Origin of the sequence: Mycobacterium sp. 29Ha (assembly GCF_032883055.1) — a bacterium.
In the GTDB taxonomy this organism is placed as follows: domain Bacteria; phylum Actinomycetota; class Actinomycetes; order Mycobacteriales; family Mycobacteriaceae; genus Mycobacterium; species Mycobacterium gallinarum.
Genome location: NZ_JAMQTI010000006.1, coordinates 57,954 through 70,000 on the forward strand (window position 1 = coordinate 57,954; position 12,047 = coordinate 70,000).

Genomic DNA, 12,047 nt, shown 5'->3' on the forward strand with positions numbered 1-12,047 from the left:
GAGCGAGGCCCTCTCCTTGCGGAGAGGGCCTCTGAAGGTGTGGGCTCAGCGGTGATAGCCGGGGACCATTTCCTCGACACGGCCCACGCCGTGATGGGTGGTGGGCGCCTGGGGGGCGGGGTGCGCGGTGGTCGTGGGGGCGTACTGGTAGCCGGGGCCGACCGGTTCTTGGGTCTGGGCGTTGGCGATGCCGGCCATGCCCAGCGCGGCGGCGCCGATGGCCAGCGGCAGTGCGATGCGGGCGACGGTCTTGGCGAAGGTGTGGTTCTTCATGTCGATACTCCTGTGTGAGTTGGCTTTCGGCCATATCGCCGGGGTGTGCCTGCGATGACTCAAGATTGCCGCCTCCTGGTGTCGGTGTATGTCGGGCGATCAGCCGGTCCACCGGGGGATTCGCGTGTCCCCCGATCGGCGGACACGAAAAAGCCCTCCCCGAAACGGGAAGGGCTTTCTCGGTCGATCAGATCAGGCGGCGAGTTCCCGCCCGCTTTGCAGCCGCTTCTCGCGACGTCGTGCGCGCACTGCGGAGATCGCCGACTTGAGCCCACGTCGCTGCTCGGGCTCGAGTTCGTCGAACATCCGCTCACTGCGGGTCTCCGGTGCATCGTCGCGGGTGGCGCGCAGGTACTTGTCCGGCAGCGACAACTTGGCGATGGTGCGCCACGTCTTGCCGTACTGCACGAGGAAGTTGCCCGTCGTGTACGGCAGGTCGTACTTGTCGCACAACTGGCGCACCCGGATCGAGATCTCCTCGTACCGGTTGCTCGGCAGGTCCGGGTACAGGTGATGCTCGATCTGATGGGACAGGTTGCCGCTCATGAACCGCAGTGCAGGACCCGCTTCGAAGTTGGCACTGCCCAGCATCTGGCGCAGGTACCACTGACCCTTGCTCTCGCCGACCATGTCGGTCTTGGTGAATTTCTCTGCGCCGTCGGGGAAGTGGCCGCAGAAGATCACGGCGTTGGCCCACACATTGCGGATGACGTTGGCAACCGCGTTGGCCTTCAGCGTCGACATGAAAGTCGCACCCGGGGACAGCGACGTCAGCGCCGGCCACACCACGTAATCCTTGGCGACCTGGTGGCCGGCCTTCACGCCGAACTCGCGCACGCGTTTCATCGTTGCGGCACGGTCGTCGCCGCCCTTGGCGATCTTGCCCAGCTCCAGGTGCTGCAGCCCCACACCCCATTCAAAGCCGATGGCCAGCAGGGTGTTGAAGAGCAGGTTGCCGTAAAGGTTGAACGGCTTCCACTTCGCGTCGCGCGTGACCCGAATGACGCCGTAGCCCACGTCGTCGTCCATGCCCAGGATGTTTGTGTACTTGTGATGCATGAAGTTGTGGGTGAAGCGCCAGTGCTTGGACGACCCGCTCATGTCCCACTCCCACGTCGAGGAGTGAATCTCGGGATCGTTCATCCAATCCCACTGGCCGTGCATGACATTGTGGCCGATTTCCATGTTCTCGATGATCTTGGCCACGCCCAGGGTGACGGTGCCCGCCCACCACGCCGAGCGGCGCGAGCTCGCGGCCAGCGTCAGTCGACCCGCCAACTCGAGAGCACGCTGGGCGGCGATGGTGCGGCGGATGTAGCGCGAGTCGCGCTCGCCGCGGGAGTCTTCGATGTCCTGGCGGATGGAATCCAGCTCAACAGCCAGACTCTCGATGTCCGCTTCGGACAGATGCGCGAATTCAGGAACGTCAGTGATTGCCATCGTCAAACCTCCTCTCAAATACCTACGTTATCGTAACCTACGTACCCGTAGGTTACTGGTCGGTAAACCTTATACGTCCAGTACGCAGTCGCCCGAAGCTGCGGAAACACAGGTCTGTATCCGGGTGCCCGGCTCGTGTTCGGCGCCCGTACGCAGGTCACGGACGTGCCCGTCGAGCAGGCCCACGACACAGGATTGGCAGATGCCCATCCGGCAGCCAAATGGCATCCGCACACCGGCACCCTCGCCGGCATCCATCAACGGCGTCGCGGCGTCCACCGTCACGGTCTTACCGCTGCGTGCAAACTCCACGGTGCCGCCCTGACCGTGTGCCGCGGCCTTGGACACCGCGAAACGTTCCAGGTGCAGTTGATCGGCGATGCCCGCGGCCGACCACACGCGCTCAGCGGCGTCGAGCATGCCCTCGGGGCCGCACGCCCAGACGTGGCGCTCGCGCCAGTCGGGCACCTCATGGTCGAGGCGAGACAGATCCAGGCGACCCTCGGTTCGGGTGGCACGCAGTCGTAAGCGGTACCCCTCATGACCGCGCTGCAGGTCCGCCAGCTCCGTCGCGAAGAGCACATCGGATTCCGTTGGCGCCGAATGCAAGTGGACGATATCGGTGATCTGATCGCGACGGGTCAGGGTACGCAGCATCGACATCACCGGGGTGATGCCCGAACCGCCGGTGATGAACAGCACCTTCGCCGGAGCCGGGTCGGGCATCACGAAGTTGCCCTGCGGTGCGGCCAGTCGCACGATCGTGCCGGGTGCGACCCCGCCGACGAGGTGGGTCGAAAGGAATCCCTCGGGCATGGCCTTGACCGTGATCGTGATCGTGCGCCTCGACCTGGAAATCACCGGTCCCGTGGCGCCGGCCGTGACCGGGCTCGAGGTCAGCGAGTACGACCGCCAACGCCAGCGTCCGTCGACCAGCAGTCCGATGCCTATGTACTGGCCCGGTTGGTAGTTGAAGGAAAAGCCCCACCCCGGCTTGATGACGAGGGTCGCCGAATCCTCGGTCTCGCGGCGCACTTCCACCACTCGGCCGCGCAGTTCACGCGCCGACCACAGCGGGTTGGCGAGTTTGAGGTAGTCGTCGGGTAGCAGTGGTGTGGTGATCCGCTGAGCGACGGTACGCAGCGCATGCCAGGCCGGGTGCTTCTCACCGACGACACCCGCTCGGGCCGTGTCGGCGACATTAGCCGAGATCTTTATCGAGTTCTTGGCCACGCAACCTACGGTACCGTAACTTACGGTCCCGTACTCAATACAGTTACCGCCGTCACAGCAGCTCGAGCAGGAACGGCAGCTCCTGCGGGGCGTACCAGGCCAAGTCATGGTCTTGGGCATCGCCGACCACGAACTCGGCGTCTTCGTCACCCAGGTCAGCGTCGTCGACGGCCTCGATTGCGGCCACCACCGCGGGCTCGGCATCGGCGTTGTCGACGTACGCCGCGATCACGTCGCTGAATGCGATCGGGCCGGACAGCCGCACCACCGCGTCGTCGAGATCGGGCCGAGGTGTCAGGTCACCGGCCTCGGCCACCACCACCGCCCGGCGCGACGGCATGTCCGATGCGCCCTCCCCTGCGAGCAGTCGCAGCGACGCGAGTGCCGCCTCACGCAGCGCCACGTCGGCCAATTCGTCGTCGTCGCCCTGGGCATAGGCCTCGCGCAGCGTCGGCGTCACCGCGAACGCCGTTCCGCTGCGGGCGTGCAACATTTGGTCCGCGACGAGCTGCTGCAACATGGCCAGGGTCGCTGGGACGTAGACGCGCACGTCCGAAGGTTAACCGGCTCCGCTCTTGCCGGCTTCGGGATCCTTCTCGACCACGATCACGAAATCGTCGCCGTGCTGTGTGACCCCGCTGACGACGGCGTTGTTGACCGCTTCGGACGCGTACTGCCGCCGCACCACCTTCGGGTCGTTGCGCAGGTCTTTCACCAGCGCGACCGCCAGGCCGACCATGACGAGCAGGAAGGGCAAAGCCGCGATGATGGTGATGGTCTGCAGCCCCTTCAGCGCGTCTTCTCCGCCGACCAGCAGCATCACGGCCGCCACCGCTCCCATCGCGACACCCCAGAAGATGACGGTGCCCCGGCCCGGTTTGATGGTCCCCCGTTCGGATAGCGAACCCATCACGATCGACGCTGCGTCCGCGCCGGAGACGAAGAAGATCGCGACCAGCACCATCACCAGAACGCTCGCGACCGTCGCTATCGGGTATTGGTCGAGCAGACCGAACAGCTGCGCCTCGATGCTGCCCTCGCCCGCGAGGTCGACGCCTTCCTGCTGGAGCTTGATCGCGGCTCCACCGAAGACCGCGAACCACACCAGCGAAACCAGGCTGGGCACCAGCAGCACCCCCGCGACGAACTGCCGGATGGTGCGCCCACGCGAGATCCGTGCGATGAACATGCCGACGAACGGCGTCCAGGACACCCACCATGCCCAGTAGAAGATGGTCCACGCCTGCAGCCAGGTGTTCACCTCGGCGCCCTCGGCCCCGGTGCGCGCGGACATCATCGCTATGTCGCCCAGGTAGCTGGCCATCGCGGTCGGCATCAGGTTGAGGATGAAAACCGTTGGGCCGACGACGAATACGAACAGCGCCAGCGAGACGGCCAGTACCATGTTGATGTTCGACAACCATTGGATGCCGCGGGCGATCCCCGACACCGCGGACAGTACGAACGCGATTGTCAGCACGGTGATGATCACGATCAGGATCGTGTTGCCGGATTCGCCGATTCCGCCGACGATCTGCAGGCCGCTACGGATCTGCAGCGCCCCCAGCCCGAGCGATGCCGCTGATCCGAACAGCGTGGCGAAGATCGCCAACATGTCGATGACCTTGCCCCACGGGCCATTTGCGCGTGCGCCCAGCAGCGGCTCGAACGCCGCGCTGATCAGCTGTAGCCGGCCCTTCCGGTACACGCCGTACGCGATCGCCAGCCCGACGACCGCGTAGATCGCCCAGGGGTGCAGGGTCCAGTGGAACAGCGTGGTCGCCAATGCGTTCTGGACCGCCTCCGGATTACCCGCGTCGCCGGTTCCCGGCGGCGGGGTGGTGAAGTGCGTCAGGGGCTCGGCGACACCGAAGAACATCAGCCCGATCCCCATGCCTGCGGAGAACATCATGGCGATCCAGGACACTCCGTTGAACTCGGGCTCCTCATCGTCGCGGCCCAGCGGGATGGTTCCGTAGCGGCCGAGCGCCAGCCAGAGCACGAAAACCACGAACCCCGAGCCCGTCAGGACGAACAACCAACCGGTGTTGTCCATGACCCAGGTCAGCGCGCTGCCCGACGCGTCGGCCAGCGACGGGGTGCTGACGAAGCCCCAGACCAGAAACCCGACCGCGATGACTGCGGTGACCCCGAAGACGACCCAGTCCACTCCGCGCGACCGCGTGTACGCGGCTTCTTCGACGGGTACATCCAGGACTGGATGCGGAACGACCCGGTCAGTGGGCGACGAGAGGGTCCGCCGGATGGACGTCTTCGGTTTTGGGTGCTCGGCGTCGATGCTCACCGATGAGCCATTCCCACCGCGGCTGAATTTCAACCAAGATCAGAAATGCGACCGTTCATCGTGCGGCTTCGAGCAATTCATCCAGCGATTCGCGCAACAGGGCCGGCAGCATGTCGACGTCGCTCATCGCGTCGCGGTCGGCGTTGATACCGAAATAGAGCATGCCGTTGTACGACGTCACACCGATGGCAAGGACCTGGTTGTGCAATAGCGGTGGTACCGAATAGGTCTCGAGCAACTTGGCGCCCGCGACGTACATCTGCTTCTGCGCGCCAGGAACATTGGTGATCAGGAGGTTGAACTGGCGCGCCGAGAAGCCCGTTGCCACGCGAATGCCCATGGCGTGCAACGTCGGTGGCGCGAAGCCCGACAACGTGACAATGGTCCTGGCGTCGACCAAACTGGCGGCGGTGGGGTGCGACTCGGTGGTGTGCGCGATCTGCGACAGCCGGACGACCGCATTGCCCTCCCCTACCGGAAGATCCACGAGGAACGGCGATACCTCGCTGATCGCCTGGCCGGGCCCCGTCGTGTCGAGGTCGGCGTCGGGGTAGACCGACATCGGGGCCATCGCGCGCATCGTCGTGGTCGCCGAAACCGGCTCGCCGCGGGACAGCAGCCAGTTTCTCAACGCACCCGCCACCACCGCGAGCACCACGTCGTTGACGTCACAGTCGTACCGGGCCCGGACCAGGCGGAAATCCTCCAGGTCGCCGCTGGCCACCGCGAACCGGCGGTTGCGGGACACCGTGGTGTTCAGCGGGCTGTTCGGCGCGGTGCCACGCGCGGCGGTACGGACCACGTCGACGAATCGCCTGCCGACGTCGGCCAGTTGACCGGCATTGGTGACGACACCGGTGACCGCCGAGCGCAGCTCCCCGATTTGTTCGGCGGGACGGGTTACCCATTCGCCGACGGCGCCGAACAGCAGTCCGCGGTCACTGGGTTCGCGCGCCGGAATCCAGATATCCTCACCGAACTCCGGGCGCTTCTGCGTGCGGTCGGCGATGACGTGTCCGATCTCCAGCGCCGTCATCCCGTTCACCAGCGCCTGATGCGACTTGGTGTAGATCGCGATCCGGTTCTTGGCCAGACCCTCGATCAGGTACATCTCCCACAGGGGCCTGGACTTGTCCAACTGCCGGGAGCCCAGCCGTGCGATCAGTTCGTGCAGCTGGTTGTCGCTGCCCGGAGACGGCAGGGCCGAACGGCGAATGTGGTAGGTGATATCGAAGTCGGGGTCGTCCACCCAGACGGGGCGCGCCAGTCCGAGGGTCACTTCGCGAACCTTCTGGCGGTAGCGCGGAATCTGTGGGAGCCGCTGCTCGACGGTTTCGAGCAGGGTTTCGTAGCTCAGTCCATTGCGCGGCTTGCGCAGAATCGACAGCGACCCCACATACATCGGCGTCGACGTGTTCTCCATACGGAAGAACGCCGCGTCGGAGGCCGACAACCTGGTCACCATCGCCGCGACGCCCCCTCGTTGACTACGCGGTTCTCGGCCGCGGTGGTTCTGATTACCAACGTAGCGACCAATCCTGTCGCTGCGCAGCACGGGTGCAGAGAACCCACTGCAAACCGTGCGATCATGAACAGGTCTGCAACTCTCCGGCAGATGCCGTCCCTGCCCCGTCAATCGCCGGAGAGCATTTCATGACCACACCCCCGACCCCTAAGCCGGGTGCACCATTGGTATCGCCGGTAGTCGACTACGAGCCGCAGCCCGTCGGCTTGGCGGCATGCCGATCGAAGCCGGTGCTGCACCGTCGTGCCTCGCGGCCGTCGTCGCCCGCGCGATACGGGGCGGCGGTTCGGGAAGCGGATCCGCCGCGCACCGCCGTCATGTTCGCCGATGCCGCGTTGCGAAGGGTGCTCGAGGTGATCGATCGGCGCAGGCCGGTGGCGCAGCTGCGGCCACTGCTGGCGCCCGCGCTGATCGACACGGTCATCGAGTTGAGCCGGTCCTCGCATAGTCGGAACGATCGCACGACAGGGGTGCGCACCGTCGCGAGGCTGCACCGGGTGCGGCTGCGCATCGTCGACGGCACCGACGGCACCGAAGCCGAGGTGTTCGGGACGTTCACCAATGGGCCGCGGGTGCGTGCGCTGGCCGCACGCATCGAGCTTTACCGGGATCGCTGGCGCATCGTCGCTCTGCAGATCGGCTGAGCCGGCGACCCGCCCTAGCCGCGCCGCTTGGTTTCGCGGGCCTGCTGACGCGCGGCCTCCCGCCGTTCCCTGCGTGAGCCGGTGGATGCGGCATGCTTACCGCCCCCGCCCGTGCGCCTGACCTCGGTTGACCCGTCCTCGGCAGGGCCGCTGTAGGTCATCGGTGGCGGTTCGTTGTCAATTCCCTTGGCTTGTATGCCGGTCGGCGCCGGACGCTCCTTGGTGGCGACTCCACCCTGGGTGCCCTCCTGAGCCTTGGCAGCGGCGGCCTGCGCGAACTCCGCGAGTCCCTGCGGCGCGGCGACCGGCGCCACCGCCGGTGCGGGCGCGGCTTCGACCGACACGTTGAACAGGAAGCCGACCGACTCCTCCTTCATGGCATCGAGCATGCCGATGAACATGTCGTAGCCCTCACGCTGGTACTCGACCAGCGGGTCGCGCTGCGCCATCGCGCGCAGGCCGATGCCCTCCTTGAGGTAGTCCATCTCGTAGAGATGCTCGCGCCACTTGCGGTCGACCACGTTGAGCAACACGTTGCGTTCCAGCTGACGCATCGCGCCCTCGCCGGCGATTTCCTCGAGCTCCTTCTCGCGGACCGCGTACGCGCGCTCCGCGTCCTTGATCAGCGCGTCGAGCAGCTCTTCGCGGGTCAGCTCGCCGGGCTCGCCGACGGCGTCGGAGTCGATGAGGTCGTGATGGTCGATGCCCACGGGGTACAGCTGCTTCAGCGCGGTCCACAGCTGCTCGAGGTCCCAATCCTCGGAGTAGCCCTCGGCGGTCGCACCGTTCACGTAGGCCGTCACCACGTCGATGAGCATCTTGTGAGCCTGGTCGGCGAGGTTCTCGCCCTCCAGGATCCGGCGGCGCTCGTCGTAGATGACCATGCGCTGCTTGTTCATCACTTCGTCGTACTTCAGGACGTTCTTGCGGACCTCGAAGTTCTGCTGCTCGACCTGCGTCTGCGCGCTCTTGATCGCGCGGCTGACCATCTTGGCCTCGATCGGCACATCGTCGGGCAGGTTCAGCCGGGTCAGCAGCGACTCCAGCGTCGCACCGTTGAACCGCCGCATGAGCTCGTCACCGAGTGAGAGATAGAACCGGGACTCGCCCGGATCGCCCTGGCGGCCCGAGCGACCGCGCAGCTGGTTGTCGATACGGCGGGACTCATGGCGTTCGGTGCCGAGCACGTAGAGACCGCCGACCGCTCGCACGCCCTCGGCCTCGTCGGCCGCCTCCGCCTTCACCTGGGGCAGCAGCTTGTGCCACGCCGCTTCGTAGTCCTCAGGCGTTTCGACCGGGTCCAGACCCTGGTCGCGCAGCTTCTTGTCGACCAGGAAGTCGACGTTGCCGCCGAGCACGATGTCGGTACCGCGGCCGGCCATGTTGGTGGCCACCGTGATCGCGCGCAGGCGCCCGGCCTCGGCGATGATGCTGGCCTCCTGCTCGTGATACTTGGCGTTGAGCACGTTGTGCGGGATGCGGCGCTTGGTGAACTGACGAGACAGGTACTCCGAGCGCTCCACACTGGTGGTGCCGATCAGCACCGGCTGACCCTTCTCGTACCGCTCGCTGACGTCGTCGACGACCGCGATGTACTTGGCCTCTTCGGTCTTGTAGATCAGGTCCGATTGGTCGTCGCGGATCATCGACTTGTTGGTCGGGATGCTGACCACACCGAGCTTGTAGATCTCGTGCAGCTCGGACGCCTCGGTCTGGGCGGTGCCCGTCATGCCGGCGAGCTTGTCGTAGAGGCGGAAGTAGTTCTGCAGCGTGATGGTGGCCAGCGTCTGATTCTCGGCCTTGATCTCGACGTGCTCCTTGGCCTCGATCGCCTGGTGCATGCCCTCGTTGTAGCGGCGCCCGACCAGCACGCGGCCGGTGAACTCGTCGACGATGATCACCTCGCCGTCGCGCACGATGTAGTCCTTGTCGCGCGTGAACAACTCTTTGGCCTTGATCGAGTTGTTGAGGTAGCTGACGAGCGGGGAGTTGGCGGCCTCGTAGAGGTTGTCGATGCCGAGCTGATCCTCGACGAATTCGACGCCGATCTCGTGCACGCCGATGGTCCGCTTGCGGATGTCGACCTCGTAGTGGACGTCCTTCTCCATCAGCGGGGCGAGCCGCGCGAACTCGGTGTACCAGTTCGACGCGCCATCTGCCGGGCCCGAGATGATCAGCGGGGTACGGGCCTCGTCGATGAGGATCGAGTCGACCTCGTCGACGATCGCGAAGTTGTGGCCCCGCTGGACCAGGTCCTCCAGGGAGTGCGCCATGTTGTCGCGCAGATAGTCGAAGCCGAATTCGTTGTTGGTGCCGTAGGTGATGTCGGCGCCATAGGCGACGCGTCGCTCGTCGGGCGTCAGGCCGGACAGGATGACGCCGACATCGAGGCCGAGGAATCGGTGCACGCGGCCCATCCACTCGGCGTCACGTTTGGCGAGGTAGTCGTTGACCGTGACGACGTGCACACCGTTGCCGGCCAGCGCGTTCAGATAGGCAGGCAACACACAGGTAAGGGTCTTGCCTTCACCGGTCTTCATCTCCGCGACGTTGCCGAAGTGCAGCGCGGCGCCACCCATCACCTGGACGTCGAAATGGCGCTGGTCCAACACGCGCCACGCCGCCTCACGAGCGACGGCGAACGCCTCCGGCAGCAGATCATCGAGGCTCTCGCCGCCCTCGTACCGCTTTCTGAACTCGTCCGTCTTGGCCCGCAGCTCGGCGTCGGAGAGCTTCTCCACGGAGTCGGACAGGGTGTTGACGTACTGAGCCACCCCCTTGAGGCGCTTGACCATGCGGCCTTCACCGAGACGGAGCAACTTATCCAGCACGCTATTCCTCAGGCTTTCCAAATGGGTTGGATCTGATAGAGCTCAACCCATGGTAGCGACGTGGCACGCCGCGCTGCCTAGACGCGTCAGGCCAGCCGAATCAGCCCACCGGCTACGCGAGCCGGATCAACCCGTAGTCGTAGGCGTGGCGGCGGTACACCACACACGGTTTGTCGCTCTCCTTGTCATGGAACAGGAAGAAATCGTGGCCGACCAGCTCCATCTGCGACAGGGCGTCGTCGGTGGTCATCGGTGTGGCCGGGTGCTCCTTGGTGCGCACGATGCGTCCAGGTTCGTGGTCGTCCAGCATGGCCGCGTCCACCTGCGGTGATTCCGATCCGGAACCGTTGAGGGTGTCGGGCATGGGGCCGATCGCGGTCGCCTCGGCCAGCGAAACGGGGGTCTTGTCGCCGTAATGGATCTTGCGACGGTCCTTGCTGCGCCGGAGTCGATTCTCGAGTTTGCAGACCGCGGACTCCAGCGCGGCGTAGAAGCTGTCGGCGCAGGCCTCACCCCGGACTACCGGGCCGCGGCCGCGCGCGGTGATCTCGACGTGCTGACAGTTCTTGCGCTGGCGCCGATTGCGTTCATGGTCCAGCTCGACGTCGAAGAGGTAGATGGTGCGGTCGAGTCGTTCCAGGCGAGAGAGTTTGTCTGAGACGTAGATGCGGAAGTGCTCGGGAATCTCGACGTTGCGACCCTTGACGACGATCTCGGCTCGCGGTTCGGCTTCGGGCGTCTCGTCGGTGGCCAGCGTTGATTGGTCCGAGCCAATGGAATGGGTTGACATACTTGGCAACTCGTTTCTCTTTCGCGTCCGCACGCGTCAGCGTGCCCGGCTGGATGTGGATACGCGCCGAGGGGACCTGCATGTCTTATGCCTTAGTCGCGGCCCGCCGGTGCAAGGTGTCGTCTACTCACCTCCTACCGCTGGTGGGCGATGCCGGCGCTGGTTGGTGATGCGCCGCCGTGAGGCATTCACGGGTGGTTGATCCCGACGGTAGTCCGTGTTCACCCGGTCGTGCCACAAAATCCACTGAGTTTTCAGGACCTGTTTTCAGTTCTTCACATCCCCTTGATGCCGGAGTAATTACCGGGACCGTCACCACCGGCGGTCAGGCAGTGGCGATAGCCAGCACAGCCGCCACAGCTACGCCGGCCCGCTGCAGGACACGGACAGATTCAGACGCGGTGGCGCCCGTCGTCACGACGTCATCGACGACCACGACGTCCCCTGCCAAGAGGCCGGCGGGGCGTACCAGCTTCACCCGGCCCGCGATGTTGCGCTGGCGGTCGGCGCTGGAGAGGCCTGCAGAATCGGCGACGAAGGCTCGCGTGCGCAGCGCTGGAACCACGGTGACGTCGGGCTCCCCGGAGGTCGCGGCAAGGGTGATGCGGGTGACCGGGTCCCCGCCGCGGCGCCTGGCCGCCCACCGACGTGTCGGTGCAGGCACCACGGTGAGCGGCGTCTCGACGACGCCCCAGGTCAGCATGTGATCCAGCCCCGCGCCGAGCGCGCCGCCGAGCGGCTCGACGAGGTCGGCGCGGCCATGCTCCTTGACGGCGACGATCGCTTGGCGACGTGCGCCCGCATAGCGGCCGAGCGAGAAGACGGGTATGCCGGGGTCGACGCGAGGGCTGACGAGGTGCGGTTCGTCTGGCTTGACGGCCAGGTCTTTGGCGCAGATGTCGCACCACCGCGTCGAGCGTGCGCCGCAGCCGCCGCACTCCAGCGGCAGGACCAGATCGAGCATGCCCGCAGTGTGGCGGTGATCGGTGACATCTGTTTGGGGTAC

Annotated in this window: 10 protein-coding genes; 1 reads left to right on the plus strand and 9 read right to left on the minus strand. The window is 65.7% G+C overall.

Features of this window, described 5'->3' with window-relative positions:
* Nucleotides 1-45: 45 nt before the first annotated feature.
* The 6 genes from M1248_RS09495 to M1248_RS09520 all read right to left on the minus strand — a co-directional run bounded on the left by M1248_RS09495 (nt 46) and on the right by M1248_RS09520 (nt 6,716).
* Nucleotides 46-273: a hypothetical protein gene (locus M1248_RS09495; protein WP_317148192.1), complete on the minus strand. Its 228-nt coding sequence runs from the start codon at nt 271-273 to the stop codon at nt 46-48.
* A gap of 192 nt (nt 274-465) precedes the next feature.
* Complete coding sequence (locus tag M1248_RS09500; protein ID WP_163686758.1) at nt 466-1,713, minus strand: fatty acid desaturase family protein; 1,248 nt, start codon at nt 1,711-1,713, stop codon at nt 466-468.
* A 69-nt stretch (nt 1,714-1,782) separates the two neighbouring features.
* Nucleotides 1,783-2,946 (minus strand): ferredoxin reductase, encoded by a 1,164-nt coding sequence (locus M1248_RS09505; RefSeq protein ID WP_163736277.1) that lies wholly within the window; start codon nt 2,944-2,946, stop codon nt 1,783-1,785.
* Nucleotides 2,947-2,998: 52 nt separating this feature from the next.
* Nucleotides 2,999-3,496: a DUF6912 family protein gene (locus M1248_RS09510; protein ID WP_163686760.1), complete on the minus strand. Its 498-nt coding sequence runs from the start codon at nt 3,494-3,496 to the stop codon at nt 2,999-3,001.
* 9 nt (nt 3,497-3,505) lie between these two features.
* A complete protein-coding gene (locus M1248_RS09515; RefSeq protein WP_232076744.1) occupies nt 3,506-5,212 on the minus strand; it encodes a BCCT family transporter in 1,707 nt (568 codons plus the stop codon).
* Nucleotides 5,213-5,306: 94 nt separating this feature from the next.
* Nucleotides 5,307-6,716: a WS/DGAT/MGAT family O-acyltransferase gene (locus M1248_RS09520; protein ID WP_163686762.1), complete on the minus strand. Its 1,410-nt coding sequence runs from the start codon at nt 6,714-6,716 to the stop codon at nt 5,307-5,309.
* A gap of 188 nt (nt 6,717-6,904) precedes the next feature.
* On the opposite strand from M1248_RS09520, the gene M1248_RS09525 reads away from it, so the two are divergent.
* Entirely contained in the window at nt 6,905-7,420 is a 516-nt protein-coding gene (locus M1248_RS09525; RefSeq protein WP_317148193.1) for an Rv3235 family protein, read from the plus strand.
* A 14-nt stretch (nt 7,421-7,434) separates the two neighbouring features.
* Here M1248_RS09525 and secA read toward each other — a convergent pair whose 3' ends face one another.
* The 3 genes from secA to M1248_RS09540 form a co-directional block, all read right to left on the minus strand.
* Entirely contained in the window at nt 7,435-10,251 is a 2,817-nt protein-coding gene (gene secA / locus M1248_RS09530; RefSeq protein WP_163736265.1) for a preprotein translocase subunit SecA, read from the minus strand.
* A 112-nt stretch (nt 10,252-10,363) separates the two neighbouring features.
* Nucleotides 10,364-11,041: a ribosome hibernation-promoting factor, HPF/YfiA family gene (gene hpf / locus M1248_RS09535; RefSeq protein WP_163736260.1), complete on the minus strand. Its 678-nt coding sequence runs from the start codon at nt 11,039-11,041 to the stop codon at nt 10,364-10,366.
* A 325-nt stretch (nt 11,042-11,366) separates the two neighbouring features.
* On the minus strand, nt 11,367-12,005 hold the full coding sequence (locus M1248_RS09540) for a ComF family protein (RefSeq protein WP_317148194.1): 639 nt from the start codon (nt 12,003-12,005) through the stop codon (nt 11,367-11,369).
* Nucleotides 12,006-12,047: the final 42 nt, after the last annotated feature.

Coding starts and splice junctions, on each gene's coding strand:
- M1248_RS09495 (WP_317148192.1), bottom strand. CDS start 273: ATGAAGAACCACACCTTCGCCAAGACCGTCGCCCGCATCGCACTGCCG.
- M1248_RS09500 (WP_163686758.1), bottom strand. CDS start 1,713: ATGGCAATCACTGACGTTCCTGAATTCGCGCATCTGTCCGAAGCGGAC.
- M1248_RS09520 (WP_163686762.1), bottom strand. CDS start 6,716: ATGGTGACCAGGTTGTCGGCCTCCGACGCGGCGTTCTTCCGTATGGAG.
- M1248_RS09525 (WP_317148193.1), top strand. CDS start 6,905: ATGACCACACCCCCGACCCCTAAGCCGGGTGCACCATTGGTATCGCCG.
- hpf (WP_163736260.1), bottom strand. CDS start 11,041: ATGTCAACCCATTCCATTGGCTCGGACCAATCAACGCTGGCCACCGAC.
- M1248_RS09540 (WP_317148194.1), bottom strand. CDS start 12,005: ATGCTCGATCTGGTCCTGCCGCTGGAGTGCGGCGGCTGCGGCGCACGC.